Raw genomic sequence first — 23,143 nt, 5'->3', positions numbered from 1 at the left:
AAATCCTAAATATGTTTTTCCTGACACTGCCATAAATAGTAAAGATGCGATAATCAATACTATTTTGATAGAAAGACAGATTGAATTTTTAGGCGAGGGTTTCAGATTACAAGATTTACAACGGAATTTGAAAACTTTACCAGCCAAAACTGGATCTATTGGTACAGCGCCGTTAGTTTTAGTTTCTAGTAGCAATTATATTTGGCCAATACCAAGTGGCGAAATTTCAACTAATCATTTAATGGTGCCTAATCCATAAATTCTAAGATAAATTATTAATTCAAATAAAAAAACTAGCAAAATTTGAAGTCTTGCTAGTTTTTTTTACTGGATATTTCATAATGATTTAGTAAAGTGGATTTCGCTACTGTAATTTTGAAACTGCTTTTTTTACATCTGTTTCAGGCAATTTGCAGGCTCCTTCGACACAAACATAAATGTAGGTTTCGTTTGGGATAAATCTACTTTCCATAATAGGTAAGCTGCTTTCTTTGGTTGCTCCAGCAATCAAAATATTCGGTAAATAATATATTTGCAAAGTATTAATTTTTGAAAATGCATCTTTACCTGATACTGCCACTTCATAATAATTTCCAGTATAATTCAGCATTAAATTCAACCAATTGTAATGTTCAGTAGGATATTTTACAGCATCGCTAACTACATTATGAAGCATTTGTTTGGCTATTTTGGAATACGTTGCATTTGAGTAATAATGTCCTAAAAGAAATAGATTTTGGGCGAAAACCGAATTAGACCCAGGAATTGCATCATCTCTAATTTCCATTTTTCGGGTAATCAAATCTTTGGAATTATTGGAAGTAAAATAGATCATATTCGTTTTTTTATCCAGAAAATGATTTATTGAATAATCAGTAAGTTGTTTGGCTTTTGTCAACCATTTTTCGTCTAAAGTTATTTGATATAGGGCGATAAATGCATCAACAACATTAGCGTAGTCTTCTGAAAATCCTGTAATACTGCTCTTTCCATCTTTATAACTATGGAATAAACTTCCATCTTTTTGCAGTTGATTGTCCAATAAAAAAGCAGCATTTTTTAAAGCCATTTCTTTATAATGAGGGTTTTTAAAACTACGATACGCCGCAGTATACCCCTTTATCATTAAAGCATTCCACGAAGTAAGAGTTTTGTTATCAAGATGAGGTCGCGATCTTTTTTGTCTTTGTTGTAGGAGGATTTGTTTCCAGTTATTAATTTTAGCGTTTAGTTCGGTTATAGTGATGTTATGTTTTTTTGCAAAGTCAATATCCGACATTGTTTTAAATAAGACATACTTGTTACTTTCCCATGCATCAGTTTCGTTAATATTATAATAGTCTTGAAAAAGGGCAAAATCAGTTTGTAATATATTTTGCAATTCCTTTTTCTCCCAACTATAATAAGCACCTTCCTCCAATTTGCCTGATTTGTTTTTGCTATCAGCGTCTAAAGAAGAGTAAAAAGCTCCATTTTCAGCCATAAGTTCTTTTTCAACGAATGCTAAAGTTTCCTCAACAGTTTTTTTATAAGTTTCATTTTTGTTGACTAAATATGCGTCCGAGTATAAACTTACCAGTTGTGCATTATCATAAAGCATTTTTTCAAAATGAGGAACATGCCATTTAGCGTCTACAGTATATCTATAAAAACCTCCGCCGATTGGGTCATAAAGACCTCTATTTGCCATGTTTAGTAAAGTGTTGTCAACATATTTTTGCAGATTCTTATCCTTGTTTTGAAAACTATAGCGTAATAAAAAATGCAAAGCTTTTGGCATAGGAAATTTGGAATCTCCAACTAAACCACCATTTTGAATATCCATAATTTCTTTCCAATTTTTTACAGCGCTATTTAAATCGGAAGATTTAAAATCAATCGCATCAGTATTCAACTGAATTAAATCTGATTTTTTAATTCCTTCAATCAATTTGTCTGCATAGGAAATTACTTTTTGAGGATCTTTTTTATATAAAGTAGAAAGTTCAGTTAACATTTTCATCCATTCTTGTCTGGTAAAATATGTACCTCCAAAAATTGGGCGACCATCAGGAAGTGCAATACAATTCAATGGCCAACCGCCTTTACCAGTCATCAGTTGTACAGCATTCATATAAATTTGATCAATATCAGGACGCTCTTCTCTGTCCACTTTGATGCTGATGAAATTGTCATTCATTATTTTAGCGACAGAATCATTCTCAAAACTTTCTTCTTCCATAACATGGCACCAGTGACAAGCGGAATAGCCGACTGAGATAATGATTAGTTTGTTCTCAGCTTTGGCTTTAGCTAGACTTTCCGGGTTATAAGCTTTCCAGTCAACTGGATTGTGAGCATGTTGTAAAAGGTACGGACTGGATTCGTTAATTAAATCGTTGGTGTGTTTAAATTGTTGTTTTTCAGTTGATTTTTGATTGCAACTTACCAAAAAAAGAACTGCTAATAAGAGTGCAAAGTGGGGGCGCATAGTATGTTTTTGAATATTAATTTTTAATATTTGAATGGTATGAAAAATGATTGGTTATTGGGAATAACGCCTATTTAAAATAGATAAAATTCAGTTGGTAAGTTACCTAATTTATTAATAAAAATGGGGTAATAATTAAATGTATTTTAACTTTTTAAACTGCAATAGTTGAAAAATATACCCAGATTATAAACAAAATCTGAAGAGGGACTCTAAACCATAAATAGCTCTTTCTTTTTCCTTCAAAAGTCCCTTTTTGATAGTCAATATGATGAATAGCTGCGTAAATATTTGCCGGAAGGATAAGGATAAAGAAAGCAATCAGAAGCCAGCCTGTCAAAGTGCTAATACTTGGAAAAAGTAGCCCCAAAGCAGCTGCAATTTCAATAATTCCTGTCAGATAAACGATTTCGGTTTTATATGGAATAGAGGAAGGGAGCATCATAGCCATGCCTTTGGTAAATGCAAAATGTGCTATTGCAGTAAAAAGTAACATGACTGACATTGCGATTCTTGCTGATAAAGCAAACTGATAATTACCTTCTAATAATTTGATCGTCAAAAGTGAAATGGCAAATACGCTGAGCAGTACTATAAATGGTTTCATGGTTTTTGGTTTAAAAGTTCATAAATATCTATTTCTATTATTTTATGGACTATGAAAGTCTTTGTATTTATAAAATTAAATATAATGATTTGAATATTAGTAATTTGTATTTTTAATAACTGATGTTGATTATTTCCTGAAGTTGCGAGAGGGATAGAAGCAAACTACCGAAGTAGTGCGTATAGCCCGACCGCATCCCAATAAAAGAGCTTATACTCGTAAAGTAGATTAGCTCTTTTATTGGGATGTGGTCTCGCCCAAATGTTTAATGGATTTACTTTTTTTCTGCGGTTTAAATTTTTTTACTTTTATAAAAATTTATTTGATATGATTTCTTACTTAAAACCTTTGTTTGTTTTATTGTGTTTGGTGTTTTTTGAAAATAGTATTGGTCAAACCTCTTCGGATTTGGTTAATGATACAACTTTTGTTAATCTAAAAGACTACAGTCAGGATTTTGTATATGACATGAAATATGCGACTGATGATAATTTTTTGAAAGCGAAAGTGTATGATTGTGCCGAATGTTACCTGCGTTACAAAACCGTAAAAGCACTGGTTTTGGCCAATAAAAGGTTTATGAAAAAGGGTTTTAAAATTAAATTATTCGATTGTTATCGTCCTTTGGACATTCAAAAAAAAATGTGGGCAATTGTGTCGAATCCCAAATATGTTGCCAATCCCGCTAAAGGTTCGATCCATAATAGAGGAGGAGCTGTAGATATTACACTGGTTGATTTTGAAGGAAAAGAACTGGATATGGGAACTCCTTTTGATTTTTTTGGAAAAGAAGCGAGCCATGATTTTCCTGATTTTTCTAAAGAAATAAAGAACAACAGAAACATGTTGCGGAAAATTATGATCAAAGAGCATTTTAATTCCTTTGATTCAGAATGGTGGCATTATAATTTGAAAGCTGGTTTGAATGATAAAGTTTCTAATTTTAAGTGGGAATGTAAGAATTAGAAAATGTGTGAATTAGATAATTAGAAAATGAGATAATTCGGATGCTCCCAAACTATCTCATTTTCTGATTTTCAATTATCTAATTTTTGAATTATTCAATACAACGGATGTTATTGATGAAATAATTTTCTGGTTGGTAAACTTTTCCGTCTAGTTCTGCAGTTAATTCTTTTTTGAGAATATAATCTTCAGTATCAGTTAAATATTTCACTCGCATTAAAGTAACAGGTGTCGTTTTTAAATCTTCATAATTATCTCTTGAAAACATAAAAATCCCGGATTTTACACGGTTGTCATAACCTTTATCATCTCGTATCAGGGTTCCGCAGTTTTCCTGATCTATGTGTAAAAGTGTTACGATTTTTCCATTTTGTAATTGTAGATACACTCTCGAATTTTTATCGAAGCAATTTGCTTTTACAAACTCTTTACTTTTTTGAATAAACTGTAAGGTCAAAGTTGGCATTCCGTCAGTTAATGCCAATGAACAGAAAATGTAACTTGAATTGCCTGCAAATACTTTTTCATGAAGTAAATATTCTTTTGTGGATTTATATGTTCCAATAGAATCGGTGACATTTGTAGCGTATTCACAAGGTTTTTGAGCAAAAACAGAAAAACTTAAAATGCAGAATGTTAGAACTAGTAGATATTTCATTTTATAATTTTATAATTTTATTTTGTTGCAAATTAAAACAATTTTGCTGTTATTTTCATCGGTAGTAAAAAAACAGTATGAGTTTCCTCCTTCTTTTATTTTCCATTTTTTTCGAATGTTTTCTACAGATTCTGAAAAGTTTCGGGTGGTAACATTTGCTTTTTGATTTTCCAAAAAATGCTTCATCTCATTTTTGCTATACGGAAAGCAATTTTCTATTTCAAAAACTCTACCCGGAAATGATATTAATTCATCAGAAGTATAGAGGTGTGAATGTTTATGGAGTTTGTTTAATTTATAAAAAAGGCCCACTTCGTCAAAACCACCAGATTTCATGATGGCACTGTTAGGCTCGTACAAATATTTTTGAGGTAACGAATAGCTTGGTTGTGATTGATTTTCATCTAAATTAAAGTCGAAAGTTTCTGTACGATCTTTTAAAATATTCACAGTTTTAATCAAAATACTGCCTTGATAATCTTTGTTTAATTCCCACAGTAATTCTTTTACTTCATTTTCTAGAGCAACAATATGAATTGCTTTTATAGATTTTAATTCATCAATACCTGCGGAAATGTCCAGAATTGGTGCGGTTTTTATTAAAATTGAATTTGTGTTTTCAAAATAAAAATCAAGATTTTCGGGTACGTTTGGCAGGCAATCTTTTAGCATAAAAACTTTGCCTTTGGTGTCGCTTCTTCGTGACGGATCAATATAAATCCAATCCCATTTAGTGTCTAATTTTTGTAAAATTTCATAACTGTCACCACAGTAGCATGTAATAAAGCTATTGTTTAGTTGATCTAAGTTATGTTTTACTATATGAGAAAGATCATGATTTATTTCGCAATGAACAATGTTTTTAATTTTTTTGGAAAAATAAAAATCATCAACTCCAAAACCGCCTGTCAAATCAATTAAATTTTCACCCGATACAATGGAAGCTTTGTACATTGCAGTTGCTTCGGAAGATGTTTGTTCTACTGAAACTTTAGTTGGATATATAATGTTTGAGGTCGAAAACCAAGTTGGTAATTTATCTTTTGCCTTTGATTTGGCCACAATTTGATTTAAAATTGAAATCCATTCAACTTCGGGAAATGGATTTTTTTGAAGTGCCAATTTGGAAACTGAAGTTCCGATATTTAAATTTATAAATTCCTGTATTTTGGGATCTAAAATGTCTAAGTCCACTTTATATTTTTTTTGTTATGAGTTGAATAAAATCATTATCAGGTAAAAATTCTTTTAGAATTACCTTCAAAATCGTGTATAATGGAACTGCAATTACCATTCCTAAAATTCCAAAAGAGAATCCGGCTATCAAAATTATCAGAAATATTTCGAGTGGATGCGAACTAACGCTTTTAGAAAAAATAATAGGTTGCGAGAAGTTATTATCAATTAATTGCACAATCCAGAAGCCTATCAATATATAAATAGTTTTAGGTAAAATTTCAGATTGAAAATCGGAACCTAGATTGCTCAGCATCGTTAAAATCGCTGCAAATACTGATGCTATCAATGGTCCGAGATAAGGGATGATATTAAGAACAGCGCACAATAAAGCAATTACCAATGCATTTGGTATTCCAAAAATAATCAATACAATGGTGTATAATATGAAAATGATAAATAGTTGTATTAATAATCCAATAAAATAGCGAGAAAGTAAGGTGTTTATCTTTTCTACAGAGTTTAATATTCTCTCTTTTTGCGAATTTGGCACTAATAATTGTGCTCCTTTTACAAACATTATCTTGTCTTTAAGAAAGAAAAAAGTTATGAATAAAACGGATCCTAATCCAATTCCGAAATCACTAATTGTTCCTATTATTGAATTTAGAAAATTAGGAATGGTATTGAAACTAACAATAGATTTAAAATTGTTTGGGTTAAAAACAGCATTCGAATCAATATGATGATGTTCCAGAAATCTGTTTATTTGATTGATTAACTCTAAGCTTTTCTTTTCTATTTCAACCGTATTTAAAAGAGATAAATTTTGACCTTGAGAAATAATTAATGGAATAAAAGTCATTATAAACCCCAAAATGATCAATAAATAGATAGACAAAACGGTTATTGTAGCTAGAGTATGTCTGAATTTTAATCTTTTTTTTAAAAAATCTAAAATCGGAGAGCCAATCAGAGTCAAAATCAATGAAACTAAAAGGTAAATAAGTATGGTTTGTATTTGATATAGAAAATAAAGCAATAAAGCTGCTACGATCAAAGTAACTATAGCTCTTAATATTCCATTTGCAATAATCTTTGATGAAATCATATCGTTGTGTTTTTATTATAAAGGTAAAAAAACTCGCTAATACGATTCTATCTATTTGTAAAAATGTAATTGATGATATTGGCGCCCATTTTTAAGGCTTTTTCACGAACCTCGAGTGGATCGTTATGAACTTCGGCATCTTCCCAGCCGTCGCCAAGGTCGCACTCATAAGTGTAAAGTAAAACTAATTTGTTTTCTACAAAAATTCCAAACGCTTGCGGTCTTTTGCCATCATGTTCGTGAATTTTTGGTAAACCGTTAGGAAAAGGAAATGGTTTTTGAAATATAGGATGGCTGGAAGGAATTTCGACCAAATCATTATTCGGAAATATTTTTTTGATTTCTTTTCGAATATATTGATCCATTCCGTAATTATCATCAATATGAAGAAATCCGCCTGCTAGTAAATATTTTCTCAGATTGGCAACATCAGCATCGTTAAATACTACATTTCCATGGCCAGTCATGTGTACAAAAGGATAAGAAAGTAAATCAGGACTACTAGGTTGAACTGTCTGCGGTTTAGGTTTGATTTCAGTATTTATATTGGCATTACAAAATTTTATCAAATTAGGCAACGAAGTTGGATTTGCATACCAATCGCCACCGCCGTTGTATTTTAACAAAGCAATTTCTTGAGAGAAACATGGAATAGAAATAAATAATATTATGAATAATGCTTTTCTCATACTTTAAAATCTAATCTTCATTAGTGTAAACAACGCTATGACAAGCAACAATTGCGGCAGTTTCTGTGCGTAATCTTGTTTCTCCTAAAGATACAGGAATAAAGTTATTTTCTAATGCTAATTCTATTTCTTTGCTAGAAAAGTCACCTTCAGGACCAATCAATATGGTGTAATCGGTATTAGGTTGCAGCACTGATTTTAGCGATTTTTTGTTGGTTTCTTCACAATGTGCAATTAATTTGCCTTCAGTTATTTCCTTTTTTAAAAATTCTTTCAGTGTGATGGCAGAATTCAATTTAGGAAGATACATTTGATTGCATTGCTTCATCGCCGAAAGAATGATTTTTTCAAATCGTTCTATATTAATCACTTTCCTTTCTGAACGATCGCAGAAAATGGGAGTGATTTCATGAATTCCGATTTCGGTAGCTTTTTCCAGAAACCATTCATAGCGGTCGTTCATTTTTGTGGGAGCAACCGCAAGATGCAATTTATATTTTGGTGCATCAATTTTTTCAATAGAAATAATTTCAACTGTACATTTACTATCAGAAGCTAATGTTATTTCAGTTTCAAATAATAATCCTAAACCATTTGTAACGTGTAAAATGTCACCATCTTTTTTGCGTAGTACTTTAATAATATGTTTGCTTTCTTCTTTGTCAAAAGAGAAAGATTTGGTGTCTTCGTTTATGGTGGGATTATAAAATAATTGCATAATTAAAATTGTATTCTTGCTTTAGAAACAACATTTGCCGTTTCAAATTTTTGGGATAAAAACTTTTGATAACCTACAATTCCAATCATTGCAGCATTATCGGTTGTGTATTCAAATTTTGGGATGAAAGTTTTCCATCCGTATTTTTCTTCGGTAGCTTTTAGCGTATTTCTAATGCCAGAATTGGCAGAAACTCCACCACCAATTGCAATTTGCGTGATACCGGTTTCTTTTACGGCCATTTTTATTTTATCCATCAAAATTTCAATAATCGTATGCTGAATAGATGCACAGATATCATTTATATTCTCGTCGATAAAATTTGGATTTTCTAATTTTTTCTTTTGAATGAAATATAAAATGGCAGTTTTCAGACCTGAGAAACTAAAATCCAATCCCGGAACTTTTGGTTTGGTAAAAGGAAAAGCTTTTGGATTTCCTAATTGAGCATATTTATCCACCAAAGGTCCACCAGGGTAGGGAAGTCCTAATATCTTGGCCGTTTTATCAAATGCTTCTCCAACAGCGTCATCGGTGGTTTCTCCAATAATTGTTAAATCAAAAAAGTCATCAACTCTAACAATTTGGGTATGTCCGCCACTTATTGTTAATGCTAAAAAAGGAAATTCAGGTTTGTCAAAACCTTCCTCATCTATAAAATGAGCCAAGATATGAGCATGCATATGATTTACAGCAATTAGCGGAATTCCCAAAGCCAAAGCCATAGACTTTGCAAAAGAACTTCCAACCAATAGAGATCCCATAAGTCCTGGTCCTTGTGTAAATGCTATTGCGGATAATTGCTCTTTTTTAATATTTGCTTTTTTTAATGCTGCGTCGATCACAGGAACAATATTTTGTTGATGAGCTCGTGAAGCCAATTCGGGAACCACACCTCCATATTGGTTATGAATTAGTTGGTTTGCAACAACATTAGATAGTACTTTATCGTTACATAATACAGCGGCTGCCGTATCATCACAAGAACTTTCTATGGCAAGGATAAAAACCTCAGGAATTTGCATATATACAGATGAATTTTGAAGTAAATTTGACGAATTACCATAAAAATAGTATTTTTACAGCTGCGCCAAAATTAAAGATTTTAGTTAAGATTTTACCATTTCTAACGGCAAATTATTTATTTGTCCAAAAACATCAAAAACAATTCTTATCAAAAAGATTAAAAAAATAGTATTCCGTACTTTCGTTGGACTAATCTTACTTTTGTTAGTACTTTTTATTGCCATTACTACGCCTTTTGTCCAAACCAAAATGGCGCAGTATTTTATGAACAGTATCAATAAAGACTTTGGATTACACATGAATGTAGATGAAGTTCAGGTTACTCTTTTTGGTGGTGTAAAACTCAAAAAAGTTTTAATTATTGATCATCATAAAGATACTTTAATTTATGTCAAACGAATAAATACTAGTATTCTTGGTGCAAAAAAAATTCTTGATGGAGATTTGATTTTCGATGATATTGCATTGGATGGCGTTCTTTTTAATTTGAAGACTTATAAAAATGAAAATAAAGCCAATTTAGATTATTTTATTGATGCTTTTGGAACAAGCAAAACACCTTCTAAAAAGAAATTTTTATTGACTGCTTCCAGCGTTGATTTATCCAATGGCCGATTTGTTTTGATAAATGAAAATCATGAAACTCCAAAAGCCGTTGATTTCACTAGATTAAAAATTTCTCTTACCAATTTTAAAGTATATGGTCCTGAAATATATGGGAATATCCAAAAAATGTCTTTTCTGGATCACCGCGGGGTTTATATTAAAAATTTAAAAGGTAATTACAGTTTCACCCAACAGCATATGATTCTTGATAAAATGGAACTCCAAACTGAGGAATCCAATATTAAGGGATACGCCGCTTTGAATTATGAAATTGACGATTTCTCTGATTTTGAAAATAAAGTAGAATTTGATTTTAAACTTAAATCTGCAAAAATTGCTTCAAATGATATTCGTTGTTTTTATAATGAATTGGGAAGAAACAGGGTTTTTAAGCTTAGATCTCACATAACGGGACCTTTGAATAATTTAAAATTTTTGGATCTAAGTTTGAAAGATAACAGAGGTACAAGATTAATGGGGTTTATCAATTTTAAAAATCTGTTGGGTGATCAACATCAAAAATTCTATATGAATGGAAAGTTTGATCATTTGTCTACAAATTATAATGATTTGGTAAATTTGTTGCCAAATGTTTTGGGCAAAAGTTTGCCCGTTATCATAAAGAAATTTGGAAACGTTTCATTAATTGGAAATACACAGGTTACGACAACTTCGGTAAAAGCAAATTTCGCTGCCAAAACTGCTTTAGGCGTTGTAAAATCTAAGCTGTCAATCGTAAATATGAATCAGAGTGACAGAGCTGCCTATGTTGGTTATGTGGTTTTGAATGATTTTAATATTGGCGAGCTTTTAGATAATAAAAATTTGTCTAAAGTCAGCTTGAATATAGATGTAGATGGTAAAGGTTTCTCTGAGAAATACTTAGATACTTCTTTAAAAGGGGTTGTTTCCAGTATTGCCTACAATGGTTATAATTATAAAAATATTGATGTAAATGGTAATTTCAAATTGCCGTTGTACAAAGGTTCAATTATTGTAAATGACCCAAACCTAAAAATGAATTTTGACGGTCTGGTTAATTTAAGTAATAAAGAAAGCCAATATGATTTTAAAATAAATGTTGGCGCTGCAGATTTACACAAATTAAATTTTGTAAAAGATACGCTGGCTAAATTTAATGGAGATGCGATCGTTGATGTTCAAGGTAATTCGATCGAAAATCTTCATGGTAATATTTTTATAAATAATGCCACGTATGTCAATTCAAAAAACACATATCAATTCAATGAATTTAATTTTAATTCCAGCTTTGATGAAAAAAGGATTCGTACGATAAAAATTTCCGCTCCAGATATTACTAATGGTACTATTGTCGGTAATTTTAGATTTGCTGAATTAAAAAATCTGGTTTCCAATTCATTAGGGAGTCTTTATACGAATTACAAGCCTGTAAAAGTTAAAAAAGGTCAGTTTCTGAAATTTAATTTTGAGGTTTATGATAAAATTGTCGAAGTATTTTTTCCTGAAATGAAAATCAGCGAAAACACGGTCGTCAAAGGGGTTATAAATTCTGATAATAATGAATTTAAATTTAATTTCAATTCTCCGACTATAACCGCTTCCAATACTACTCTTGATAATATTCGGGTTTCAATTGATAATAAAAATCCGTTGTATAATACTTATATAGAGCTGGATAGTATTAAAACCAAAATGTATAAAATTCGGGATTTCAGTTTGATTAATGTTACTTCAAAAGATACTTTGTTTTTTAGAACTGAGTTTAAAGGTGGTTCAAAGGGCAATGATTTTTTCAATTTAGATTTATATCACACTATTGATAAGGATAATAAAAACATAATAGGTTTTAGTAAATCCGAGATTAAACTAAAAAATAGTATGTGGTTTTTAAATGAATCCAATACACCTAATAATCGATTGATTTTTGATAAAAATTTGAAAGAATTTAAGCTTGATGATTTCATTCTCTCAAATGCAGAACAGGAAGTCAAACTCAATGGTGAATTTAGGGGAGATTCATATAAAGATTTAAATGTTGAATTTCAAAATTTTGACATCAATGCGTTAACATCGGCCCAGGAGAGTTTTGATATTAAAGGTAATTTAAACGGTAAGATCAATTTCAATCAAAATAAACTCGTATATAAACCTACAGCTTCATTGGTAATTGATGATCTGAAGGTCAATGGTTATGATTTAGGTGTTTTGAATTTTGATATAAAAGGAGATGAAAGTTTTAAAAAATTCACTTTATATTCTACTATTGAAAATGAAAATTTAGAATCTTTTAATGCCGATGGAAATTTTGAAATTGTAAATAAAGAAACATTATTTGACCTTAATTTTAAATTTGACAAATTCAACTTAGCTATCTTAAGTCCTTTGGGGGGAGATGTAATTTCTAATATAAGAGGATTAGTTTCCGGGAATGCAACTATTGGCGGATCTGTGAAAAAACCTGATATTAACGGGCGATTGTATGTTAATGGAGGAGGTTTGACTGTTCCTTATCTAAATGTTGATTATGCTTTAAAAGATAAGACGATTATTGATTTAACAGACGAAAAGTTCCTTTTTAGAAATAATACGTTAACTGACACCAAATTCAAAACAGTTGGAACTTTAAATGGAGTAATAGAACATAAGAATTTTTCGGATTGGAAATTGGATTTAGCGATAAATTCAAAAAGATTCCTCGTGTTAGATACTCAGGATAGTGAGGATGCTGCTTATTTTGGAACTGCATTTATTAATGGAGATGCCACAATTAAAGGGCCAACAAGTGGATTGGTTATTAAAGTAGATGCAAAATCCGAAAAAGGTACAATCTTAAAAATTCCAATAAACAATGCCGAAAGTGTTAGTGAAAATAGTTTTATCCATTTCATAACTCCAAAAGAAAAATTCAATTTGCAAAAAGGTATTGCAGAAAAAGCTAAAAATTACAACGGACTGGAATTAGAATTCGATTTGGAAATTACCCCAAACGCAGAAGTCGAAGTGATTTTGGATAGAAATTCAGGACACGGAATGAAAGGTAGGGGTAACGGAAACTTATTGTTTAAAATTAATACATTGGGTAATTTTAATATGTGGGGAGATTTCTTGCCTTATGACGGAACATATAATTTTAAATATGGTGGCTTAATCGATAAAAAGTTCAACGTCAGAAAAGGAGGTTCTATTGTTTGGGAAGGAGATCCAATGCGAGCACAATTGAATTTGGAAGCTGTCTATCAAACATCGGCAAATCCCGCTTTATTAATTGAAAATTCCAGCGTCAATAAAAAAGTTGATGTTGAAGTTGTTATCGGTATTCATGGGGATTTAACCCGTCCAGAACCAGACTTTTTTATTGATTTTCCAACAATCAAAAGTGTTTTGAAATCGGAACTTCAAACAGAGTTATCAGATAAAGATGTTAGACAAACACAAGCATTATATCTATTGTCAACAGGAAGTTTTTTAAGCAAAGATGGTTCAAGTCAGGCTGTTTCTTCTAGTTTATATGAAACGGCTTCGAGTATGTTGGGCGATATTGTGCATTCAAACGACGAAAAATTTGAAATGAATTTTAATGTTGTTTCTCCTGATAACAGGCCAAGCTCTCAAACAGACGGACGTGTAGAAGCGATCGTTTCTTCAAAAGTAAATGAAAGAATAACAATAAACGGAAAAATCGGTGTACCGTTTGGTGGGGTCCACGAATCGTCTATTGTTGGTGATATTGATATTAAATATAGAGTAAATGAAGATGGGTCTTTCAATCTGCATTTTTTCAATAAAGAAAATGATATTAATTATATAGGACAAGATATTGGATATACTCAAGGTGTAGGTATCTCTTATGAGGTCGATTTTGATACTTTTTCAGAATTAGTAGATAAGATGTTTAAAAGCAACAAATTGACTAAACCAAATAAAACTAAAGAAAATATAATAGATACGGATTCAAATTTGAATCCCGACTTTATTAACTTCACAAAGCCTACTGAGCCTAAGACGGAAAAGCCTAAAGTAAACAGAGATGCGGTGTTGCCAAATGATGATTGAGTTAATTGTTTGTTTTTAAGTAGTTTAGGTGTCTTTTGATTAAATTTAATTAACTTTATTGTCAAATGTAAATTTTGAATATTTAGGATAATTTTTAATGATGAAAATCAGTTTGTTTTGATAAAGAGGATGTTGTAAAAAAACTATAATTAATACATCGATTTTAGCTAAAAATAGTAATCTAATTTGCCTTTGTTTTTGATACAAAGAAACTTATCAACGAAAACGTTTGAATTCTAAAATTTTATTAAAATGTTGCAAAGCACCATTAAATTATATGCAATAATTGCTAAATTTACACTTTAATACTTAAAAAAATGTCAAAAACAATAAAAAAGATAGGTGTCCTTACCTCTGGAGGAGACTCCCCTGGAATGAATGCCGCCATTCGCTCTGTAGTGCGAACATGTGCTTTTCATAATATAGGATGTGTTGGTATTTATAGGGGTTATCAAGGAATGATTGAGGGAGATTTTATAGAAATGGGACCTCGAAGTGTAAATAACATTATTAATAAAGGAGGAACTATTTTAAAATCCGCAAGATCTATGGATTTTAAAACTCCTGAAGGGCGTAAAAAAGCGCATGAAAATCTTGTAAAAGCAGAAGTTGATGCATTAGTAGTTATTGGAGGTGATGGTTCTTTTACAGGAGCTTTATTGTTCAACTCCGAATATAATTTCCCTGTAATGGGAATTCCAGGAACTATTGATAATGACATATTCGGTACTAGTCATACTTTAGGTTATGATACCGCTTTGAATACAGTTGTTGAAGTAATTGATAAAATTCGCGATACTGCGAGTTCTCATAATAGATTGTTTCTTATTGAAGTGATGGGACGTGATGCAGGTCATATTGCATTGAATGCCGGAATTGGCGCTGGTGCAGAAGAAATTCTAATCCCGGAAGAAGATTTAGGCTTGGATCGTCTATTAGACTCATTAAGAAAAAGTAAAGCAACAGGAAAATCATCAAGTATTGTTGTAATTGCTGAAGGTGATAAAATTGGTAAAACTGTTTTTGAACTTAAAGACTACGTGGATTCTAATTTACCAGAATATGATGTTCGAGTTTCTGTATTAGGGCACATGCAACGAGGTGGTGCACCTTCATGTTTTGATAGAGTTCTAGCAAGCCGCTTAGGTGTGAAAGCTGTTGAAAGTATTTTGGAAGGTAAATCTAATTTTATGGTAGGTTTATTAGCTGATAAAATTGTACTCACACCTTTAGAACAAGCAATCAAAGGACATACTGAAATTGATCAGGAACTACTTAGAGTTTCAGACATAATGTCTATATAAAATAAAAAAAAAGTAAAAAATAAAATAATTTAAATTTAATACAATGTCAAAAGTAAAATTAGGAATTAACGGGTTTGGTAGAATTGGTAGAATCGTTTTTAGAGAATCTTTCAATAGAGACAATATAGAAGTTGTTGCAATCAATGACTTATTAGATGTTGATCATTTAGCTTACTTATTAAAATATGATTCAGTTCACGGTCGTTTTGATGGAACTGTTGAAGTAAAAGAAGGACAACTTTATGTAAACGGAAGAAAAATTCGTATCACTGCAGAAAGAAATCCATCTGCTTTAAAATGGGATGAAGTTGGTGCTGATGTAGTAGCTGAATGTACAGGTATTTTTACAACTATTGAAACTGCAAATGAACACATCAAAGGTGGTGCAAAAAAAGTTATTATTTCTGCTCCTTCTGCTGATGCTCCAATGTTTGTAATGGGAGTAAACCATGAAACTGCAAAAGCTTCTGATTTAATCGTTTCTAATGCATCTTGTACAACAAACTGTTTAGCTCCTTTGGCTAAAGTTATTCACGATAACTTCGGAATTGTTGAAGCTTTGATGACAACTGTTCACGCTACAACTTCAACTCAAATGACAGCTGACGGACCTTCTAAAAAAGACTGGAGAGGTGGACGTGCTGCTGCAATAAACATTATCCCTTCATCAACTGGAGCTGCAAAAGCTGTTGGAAAAGTTATTCCAGAATTGAATGGAAAATTAACTGGTATGGCTTTCCGTGTTCCTACTGCTGACGTTTCTACTGTAGATTTAACTGTAAAAGTTGCAAAAGAAACTTCTTATGAAGAAATCATGAAAGTTTTAAAAAATGCTTCTGAAACTTCAATGAAAGGTATTTTAGGATATACTGAAGATGCTGTAGTATCTCAAGACTTTATTTCAGATAAAAGAACTTCGATCATTGATGCAACTGCAGGAATTGGATTGAATTCAACTTTCTTCAAATTGGTTTCTTGGTATGATAATGAATACGGATATTCAAGCAAATTAATTGATTTGGCTGTACATATCTCTTCATTAAAATAAAAAATTATAATTTTCAAGATCCCATTAATTGTATTTAATGGGATCTTGTTGTTTTGTTTCGTTATATTTTAAAATTTATTATGAAACAAAATTCATAACCAATAAATAAACAATATGAAATTAATAGTTGATAGTGGTTCTACTAAAGCAGATTGGATTGCAATAGATGAAAAAGGAAAAGTTTTGTTTACCACACAAACATTAGGATTAAATCCTGAAATTCTTAACGGTGATGAAATTGTTGAGCGTTTGAATGATCGTTTTGATATATTACAAAATAAAAAAACTGCGACTCACTTATTTTTTTATGGTGCTGGTTGTGGAACTGATAGGATGAAAGCTATGCTTTCAGAAATTTTTAGAGATTATTTCTCAAATGCGGTAGTGGTTGTAGAAGAAGATACTTATGCCGCTGTTTTTGCAACAACTCCAAAAGGCGAAAGTGCAATTGTTGGTATTCTTGGTACTGGTTCAAATTGCAGTTATTTTGATGGTAAAGTTTTAGAACAAAAAGTACAATCATTAGGATATATTGCAATGGATGACTGTAGTGGTAATGTTTTTGGGAAAGAATTGATTAGAAAATATTACTTCAATAAAATGCCAAAAGAATTAGCAGAAGTATTTGAAAAAGAATATAATCTTGAACCTGATTATATTAAAAACCAATTGTATAAAGAGCCAAATCCAAATGCATATCTTGCTACTTTTGCTAAATTTTTAATTCAGCATAAAGAACATGAATTTTGTCGTAAAATAATTTTCAAGCAAATGAAATCATTTGTCAAAAATTATATTAAACAATTTGATAATTGCAAAGAGGTTCCAGTACATTTTGTAGGTTCTATTGCTTTTTATTTAAAAGAAGAATTGGCAGAAATCTTTGAAAAATACGAACTTCAATTAGGGAATGTATTAAGAAGACCAATTGACGGTTTAATTGCTTACCACGTTGCAAATAGTTAATATATATGGAAATTGCTATTATTGCCCATGACGGTAAAAAAGATGATATAGTAAAGTTCCTTATCAAAAACCGCGAATTGCTTCAACAAGAAAAAATACAGTTTATCGCAACGGGAACGACTGGTGGTAGAGCTGAAGCAGCAGGTTTTAAAACCACAAGAATGCTTTCAGGTCCATTAGGGGGTGATGCTCAAATTGCAGGAAGAGTTGCTGAGGGTAAAACTCAAATGGTTTTGTTCTTTAAAGATCCTCTTTCAAGTCATCCACATGAGGCAGATGTGAATATGCTTATTCGTGTTTGTGATGTTCACAATGTGCCGTTGGCAACAAATGAAGCAACAGCACAATTGTTAATTAATGCTATAGCACTGCAATCATAGATATTTCTACATTTACATTTTTTGGCAAACAAGCCACCTGAACCGTTTCACGAGCTGGAGCGGTTTTTTCGTTAAAATATGAACCGTAAACTAAATTAATTCTAGCGAAATCATTCATGTCAGAGATGAAAATAGTTGTTTTAACAACGTTTTCAAAAGTCATTCCAGCAGACTCCAGAATAGCTTTTAGGTTTTCCATTACTTGTTTGGTTTCATCATCAATATTGCCAAGAACCAATTCCATGGTTTCAGGGTTTAAAGCAATCTGGCCCGAAGCATATAATGTATTTCCTTTTAAAACGGCCTGATTGTATGGCCCGATTGGCGCAGGAGCTTTTTCAGTATTAATTATTGTTTTCATAAGTTATATTCATTTAGGTATTAGTAATAAAAGACTTCTTTTTTAGGAAATTGTTTGTTGTACAATGTAATTGTTAAAAGTTTTGATTTCTTTTTTCCCATTTAATATCACTAAGTATTCCGGATTTGATTCCGATATAAAAATTCCAACTTGCATTATCACCAAAAGGAGTCCAGTTAAAATCCATTCTCCAACTCAGCAAATCTCTTTCAAAACGCAATTGAGTGAAAGTAACCCCCTTTTGTACAAAATCAAATCCAGTTGAAATACCAGCTTTCCATTTAGGAGTTAAATCGGTATTAACAGAGACCATGACAGAGTTTCCTGTTATTTTTTTTTCTCGATTATTATTGCCATATGTTAATGAGTAAGCAAACGTCATATCCCAAGGAATTTTTGATCTAAAGAATTCACTAATAGCATCATTATTTTCATCATCAGCCCCAAATTTGCTATTTTTTCGATAGCTTCCCGTGTCAATATCTGAACCAAATAAATCGTCTTCACGCCCTCCATTTCTGGCAGCTTGTGAGTCTTTATTCTTTTCGTCTTTTTCTCCTCTACTAGAAAGAGAATAATTCATTGTCAAATTGGCGCTCGTCATTCTAAAAAGACTTCCTCCATTATTAATATTGAATTTGTCGATTCTGTTTCCAGAATTATCAATTGCATAAGGATCTAAAGTTGTTCCGAAATTCGCACTCAATTTATTATTAAAAAATTGAGTTCCTCCGCTAATCCTTACTGGTGCCCATTTTAATGTTTCGGCATCAATATTATAACTAGTGGAAAGATTTAAGTTATTAAGGAGCATTATCTTTTTTAGTTCCGTTTTTGTAGTGTCTTTGTCAGCTACTTTTGCTTCAAAAGTATTACTAAGGTTAAAACCAATTGAATTTGAACTGTTTAATCCAGGTGCGCCATACATTCCTCCTTCAAAACGGGTATAGTCCTTTTGCATTTTTCCACTTCCATCAATGGCATAAGTATCATAATATTTCTCAAAACTAGGGGTGTAGCTATGAGAAAGAGAAGGCCTCATAACGTGTCTGATTGATTTTATTTTTTTATCATCACCAAAATTAAACGTTCCATAAATAGTTGTTCCAATACTTGTAGAAGATGAATAAGTTCTAAAAGCATCAAAACCTTTTACATCGTTGGTAACTACAGTTGATAATTGGTCATCATAGTGTTTTTCGATAGTTTTAAAGTACCAAACTTCTTCATAATTAACAGAGGTAGAAACACTAAAATATTTAAAAACTTTAAAATTGGTGCTTAATGGAATAGAATGTTGAAAACCTATATCAGCATTTTGAAACATTTCAGGCTTAAAGAATAAAGAATCAGTTGTTATAAAGCTGTTCTTTCCATTTAAGTTATATTGTAAATTGATGTTTTTGAAAAATCCTTTTTTAGCCCCATCATTAATAGCAAAAGGATAAATCCTGTCTACGCTGAATTGTAGCGTAGGAAGAGTCATATTTATTTCTTTTGTATTTGTATTTTGAGAGTGTGTTGCAGTAAGTGATAGTCTACTTTCTGGGACTGTATGAAAAACGGTACTATAAGATACCGATGAACTCAATGAGTTATTTAGAGAAGATCCTACATTGACCTGATTGATAGTTTTTTTGAAATATTCACTACTTCCTAAATTGACAGAAGCTGAAAAAGTAGAATTTGGATTGGCTTTAGAATCTTGAGAATGCGACCATTGGATATTGTAAATTCTTGTTTTGGAATAGTCAGGATAACCTCTTTCACTTATAATGTTATTTTCAAAACGGACGTTGACATTCCCTTGAAAATTATACCTTTTTGCATAGGAAGACTGCATTCCTATGGCATAACTTCCATTTGTATAGTAATCGCCAATTACGGTTAAGTTATAATGATCACTCAAGGCAAAATAATATCCACCATTTTGAAGTGAAAATCCCTTACTTTGGGAATCATTGTAAGAAGGAAGTATTATTCCCGAAACACTTTTTTCTTTTGATAACGGAAAATAAGCAAAAGGAAGAAACAATGGAGTAGGTACTCCAGCAATTACCATATAAGTGGATCCTGTTACAATTTTTTTTCCAGGTACAAATTTAATTTTGTTGGTCTGAAAATAATATTCGGGATTGTCAATGTCTTTTGCAGTAGTAAATCTAGCACCTTTCAAAAAATAAGTTGAATCATTCTCTTTTTTTGTAATGGCGGCTTTTACGTTAAATTCGTCTTGTGTTGTCCTGGAATTCCAGATTAATGCTTTTTTAGTTTTGAAATTAAAGCGAATAGAATCTGGTTCGATTAGATTTGACCCTTGTTTGAAACTGGGAAACTGAGTATAATTTCCTAGTGAATCTTTGATTCTACCTGCATAAACTTCGTTTTTCTCATAATCCATTACAATAATACCCGATTTTAGTTCTACATCTTGGTAGTATAATTCGGCTTTATCATATAAGGTAATAAGCTTTTTCTTTTGTTCTATTCTGGCGTATTTTGCAGCTTTATAATTTACTTTTCCATCGAGAAATTTCTTTTTGACTTTAATTGTATCAAGTTTAACTGTGTCTTTAGTCGATTCAGCTAATGTTGGAATTTCTGTTGGCTCTTCTTTAGTTTTCTTAACTTCCTGTTTATTAGATGGGATATTTGTCTGTTTCTTTTTTATATCTTGTGAATATAAATTGGCACTACCTAAAGATAGGAATATTGATAGTAAAACGATATTAAATAAGTTTGTATGCAAAGGTTTAAATACTATTTTTGTAAAATAATGAGTCAAATATTGGTGTGCCAAAATTACTATATTTTTTTGGCAAAAATAATCAAAACACAAATTTATAACCGAAGTCTTGTAATTAAATGACTATTAGATGTATATGTTAAAAAAAATAAAAGTTGCATTCACATTTTTTATAGTACTGTTGACGGTTACTACGTACGGACAATCCAATAATTTTAAAGTTACTTTGGATGCTGGACATGGAGCACATGACTTTGGAGCGGTGTATAGCGGGAGAATAGAAAAAAATATTGCATTGGCTATTGCGTTAAAAGTTGGAAAAATTTTAGAAGCAAACCCAAAAATAACAGTAATATATACGAGAAAGACAGATGTATTTATTGACTTGGTAGAAAGAGCTAATATTGCAAACAGAGCCAATTCGCATATTTTCGTTTCTATACATTGTAATGCCAATAAAAATCTTGCTGCAGATGGCACGGAGACTTATGTAATGGGGATGACCAAAGTTGCCTCTAATTTGGAAGCAGCAAAAAAGGAAAATGCAGTAATTACTTTGGAAAAAGATTATAAGCAAAAATACGAAGGTTTTGATCCAAATTCTCCTGAAACAATGATTGGTATGACCTTAATGCAAGAGGAATATCTCGAAAATAGTATTTCATTGGCAAGTAAAATTGAAGATGCTTTTGGATTATTAGGCAAAAAATTGAGACAAGGAGGAGTTAAACAAGCGCCATACATGGTGTTGCACAAAGCATATATGCCACGAGTTTTGATTGAAACTGGATTTGTTTCGAATGCTGTAGAAGGCGAAGTACTCAACTCCGAGCAAGGACAAAATGATATTGCCAAAGCTATTGCTGATGCTATAATAAGTTATAAAAACGAATATTTTGGCAATGGAGAAGTAGAAAACGTAGGAGAAAAGCCTTCAGAGATACTTAAAGAAACCCAAGAGAAAAAAGCAGAAGTTCAGGGCGTTAGTAAACCTATAAAGAAAGATACTCTAGATGTAATATACAAAATTCAGCTTTCAGCCACTAAAAAAAAGTTGGCATTAAGTCCTAAAAATTTCAATGGCTTGAAAAATGTGTCTGTAGTTTTTGAAGATAATCTCTATAAATATCAATACGGAGAGAGCACTGATTATGAAGATGCTAAAAGTCAATTGAAAGTAGTTAAAGCAAAAGGATTTGAATCTGCTTATTTAATTGCATTTAAAAACGGAAAAAAGATTAGCATTCAGGAAGCAATCAAATAATTATTAATTCAACTATTTTATATTAAATTTACTCATTAAAAAAACAAAATTTTGAAAATTACAAGAGAAATAAAGACTGCAATTCTAGTTATAACATCAATTTTATTATTCATTTGGGGATATAATTATCTAAAAGGTAAAGATCTTTTTGATAGTTATAAAATTTTTTATGTAGAATACCAAAATGTTGAAGGACTTGCGCCATCAGCTCCTATTACAATAAACGGTCTCGCTATTGGAAAGGTAAAAAATATATCAATAACCGAAAAAGGAACTTTGCTTGTAGTGTTACAAATAAATACAGATTTCCCAATATCCAAATCAAGTGTAGCAGCAATTTATGATGCAAGTCTTATTGGAGGGAAACAAGTTGCAATTCGTCCTAATTATAATGATAAAAATATAGCCCAGGATGGAGATTATCTTCAGGGCGTTGTTCAATCCGGTTTAATGGATTCATTGGGTGAGAAAATTGATCCAGCAATGGCTAAATTAGAAAAATTATTGACCAGTGCAGATCAATTAGTAATGGGTATAAACGAAGTTTTAGACGCAAAAGGAAAAGCAGATCTAAAAAAGAGTTTGGCAGAATTGAGTGCTACAATGGAACAGTTTCATAAAGTTGCAGCAAATGCAAATGTAGTTTTAGAAGAAAATAAAGGACAATTGAAAGGTGTTGTGACTAATTTTCATAAAGTTTCAGACAATTTTGTTAAGATTTCAGATTCATTAAATAAAGCTGATTTAGGCCTTACAGTTAGAAATTTAAATGCAACTTTAAACAAAGTTGATGGTATGATGCAAGGTCTTCAAGCGGGTAAAGGCTCAATGGGTAAGTTGCTGAAAGATGAAGCTTTATATAACAATTTAGAAAAGACTTCTAAAGAACTTGAATTACTTTTACAAGACGTAAGACTAAATCCTACACGTTATGTAAATGTTTCTGTTTTTGGTAAAAAAAATAGACCATACGTTGCTCCACAAGATTCTATCATAAACGTAAAAAATTAGT

At 31.4% G+C, this 23,143-nt stretch carries 19 protein-coding genes; 9 read left to right on the top strand and 10 right to left on the bottom strand.

What is annotated here, in order from left to right; all coding sequences use genetic code 11:
* Positions 1 to 259 (top strand): RagB/SusD family nutrient uptake outer membrane protein (locus tag VLC96_RS14650; RefSeq protein ID WP_325264083.1); only part of this gene is annotated, 259 nt, incomplete at its 5' end.
* Between the two features lie 105 nt (positions 260 to 364).
* On the opposite strand, the gene VLC96_RS14645 is transcribed toward VLC96_RS14650, so the two are convergent.
* Together VLC96_RS14645 and VLC96_RS14640 are read right to left on the bottom strand one after the other, a co-directional pair.
* Complete coding sequence (locus VLC96_RS14645; protein ID WP_325264081.1) at positions 365 to 2,470, bottom strand: thioredoxin domain-containing protein; 2,106 nt, start codon at positions 2,468 to 2,470, stop codon at positions 365 to 367.
* Positions 2,471 to 2,624: 154 nt separating this feature from the next.
* Positions 2,625 to 3,077 (bottom strand): DoxX family protein, encoded by a 453-nt coding sequence (locus tag VLC96_RS14640; protein WP_325264080.1) that lies wholly within the window; start codon positions 3,075 to 3,077, stop codon positions 2,625 to 2,627.
* A gap of 330 nt (positions 3,078 to 3,407) precedes the next feature.
* On the opposite strand from VLC96_RS14640, the gene VLC96_RS14635 reads away from it, so the two are divergent.
* Positions 3,408 to 4,043 (top strand): M15 family metallopeptidase, encoded by a 636-nt coding sequence (locus tag VLC96_RS14635; RefSeq protein WP_414655576.1) that lies wholly within the window; start codon positions 3,408 to 3,410, stop codon positions 4,041 to 4,043.
* A 91-nt stretch (positions 4,044 to 4,134) separates the two neighbouring features.
* Here the strand turns inward: VLC96_RS14635 and VLC96_RS14630 are convergent, their stop codons facing one another.
* From VLC96_RS14630 to tsaD, 6 genes are read right to left on the bottom strand one after another with little or no spacing between them, the layout of a single operon-like run.
* Entirely contained in the window at positions 4,135 to 4,701 is a 567-nt protein-coding gene (locus tag VLC96_RS14630; protein ID WP_325264076.1) for a hypothetical protein, read from the bottom strand.
* 9 nt (positions 4,702 to 4,710) lie between these two features.
* The gene (locus VLC96_RS14625; protein ID WP_325264074.1) at positions 4,711 to 5,895 is read right to left on the bottom strand and encodes a THUMP-like domain-containing protein; all 1,185 of its coding nucleotides are present in this window, start codon (positions 5,893 to 5,895) and stop codon (positions 4,711 to 4,713) included.
* A 1-nt stretch (position 5,896) separates the two neighbouring features.
* Positions 5,897 to 6,988, bottom strand: coding sequence for an AI-2E family transporter (locus VLC96_RS14620; RefSeq protein ID WP_325264072.1), 1,092 nt, complete (start codon positions 6,986 to 6,988; stop codon positions 5,897 to 5,899).
* Positions 6,989 to 7,035: 47 nt separating this feature from the next.
* On the bottom strand, positions 7,036 to 7,677 hold the full coding sequence (locus tag VLC96_RS14615; RefSeq protein ID WP_325264071.1) for a DUF4159 domain-containing protein: 642 nt from the start codon (positions 7,675 to 7,677) through the stop codon (positions 7,036 to 7,038).
* Positions 7,678 to 7,687: 10 nt separating this feature from the next.
* Positions 7,688 to 8,395, bottom strand: coding sequence for a 16S rRNA (uracil(1498)-N(3))-methyltransferase (locus VLC96_RS14610; RefSeq protein WP_325264069.1), 708 nt, complete (start codon positions 8,393 to 8,395; stop codon positions 7,688 to 7,690).
* 2 nt (positions 8,396 to 8,397) lie between these two features.
* Positions 8,398 to 9,420, bottom strand: a complete 1,023-nt coding sequence (tsaD, locus tag VLC96_RS14605; protein WP_325264067.1) for a tRNA (adenosine(37)-N6)-threonylcarbamoyltransferase complex transferase subunit TsaD — start codon at positions 9,418 to 9,420, stop codon at positions 8,398 to 8,400.
* A gap of 265 nt (positions 9,421 to 9,685) precedes the next feature.
* Between tsaD and VLC96_RS14600 the strand changes: the two genes are divergently transcribed.
* The 5 genes from VLC96_RS14600 to VLC96_RS14580 all read left to right on the top strand — a co-directional run bounded on the left by VLC96_RS14600 (position 9,686) and on the right by VLC96_RS14580 (position 17,760).
* Positions 9,686 to 14,062 carry a translocation/assembly module TamB domain-containing protein gene (locus tag VLC96_RS14600; RefSeq protein ID WP_325264065.1) on the top strand — a complete coding sequence of 1,459 codons (4,377 nt, stop codon included), beginning with the start codon at positions 9,686 to 9,688 and terminating at the stop codon, positions 14,060 to 14,062.
* 317 nt (positions 14,063 to 14,379) lie between these two features.
* Complete coding sequence (pfkA, locus tag VLC96_RS14595) at positions 14,380 to 15,366, top strand: 6-phosphofructokinase (RefSeq protein WP_325264064.1); 987 nt, start codon at positions 14,380 to 14,382, stop codon at positions 15,364 to 15,366.
* A gap of 43 nt (positions 15,367 to 15,409) precedes the next feature.
* Positions 15,410 to 16,414, top strand: coding sequence for a type I glyceraldehyde-3-phosphate dehydrogenase (gene gap, locus VLC96_RS14590; RefSeq protein ID WP_325264063.1), 1,005 nt, complete (start codon positions 15,410 to 15,412; stop codon positions 16,412 to 16,414).
* Between the two features lie 114 nt (positions 16,415 to 16,528).
* Positions 16,529 to 17,380, top strand: a complete 852-nt coding sequence (locus VLC96_RS14585; protein WP_325264062.1) for an N-acetylglucosamine kinase — start codon at positions 16,529 to 16,531, stop codon at positions 17,378 to 17,380.
* Positions 17,381 to 17,385: 5 nt separating this feature from the next.
* Positions 17,386 to 17,760, top strand: a complete 375-nt coding sequence (locus VLC96_RS14580; protein ID WP_325264061.1) for a methylglyoxal synthase — start codon at positions 17,386 to 17,388, stop codon at positions 17,758 to 17,760.
* Here VLC96_RS14580 and VLC96_RS14575 read toward each other — a convergent pair.
* A complete protein-coding gene (locus VLC96_RS14575; protein ID WP_325264059.1) occupies positions 17,741 to 18,121 on the bottom strand; it encodes a RidA family protein in 381 nt (126 codons plus the stop codon). The two genes, VLC96_RS14580 and VLC96_RS14575, sit on opposite strands and share 20 nt — an antisense overlap.
* Positions 18,122 to 18,194: 73 nt before the next feature.
* A complete protein-coding gene (locus VLC96_RS14570) occupies positions 18,195 to 20,921 on the bottom strand; it encodes a putative LPS assembly protein LptD (RefSeq protein WP_325264058.1) in 2,727 nt (908 codons plus the stop codon).
* A gap of 76 nt (positions 20,922 to 20,997) precedes the next feature.
* Between VLC96_RS14570 and VLC96_RS14565 the strand changes: the two genes are divergently transcribed.
* A complete protein-coding gene (locus tag VLC96_RS14565; protein ID WP_325264057.1) occupies positions 20,998 to 22,131 on the top strand; it encodes an N-acetylmuramoyl-L-alanine amidase family protein in 1,134 nt (377 codons plus the stop codon).
* Positions 22,132 to 22,182: 51 nt separating this feature from the next.
* Positions 22,183 to 23,142, top strand: a complete 960-nt coding sequence (locus tag VLC96_RS14560; protein WP_325264055.1) for an MlaD family protein — start codon at positions 22,183 to 22,185, stop codon at positions 23,140 to 23,142.
* Position 23,143 lies beyond the last annotated feature (1 nt).

The sequence above is a fragment of the Flavobacterium sp. genome, assembly GCF_035456085.1.
Lineage (GTDB): Bacteria > Bacteroidota > Bacteroidia > Flavobacteriales > Flavobacteriaceae > Flavobacterium.
The sequence above is the reverse complement of the archived record's forward strand: the minus strand, read 5'-3'. Positions and strand labels throughout refer to the sequence as shown.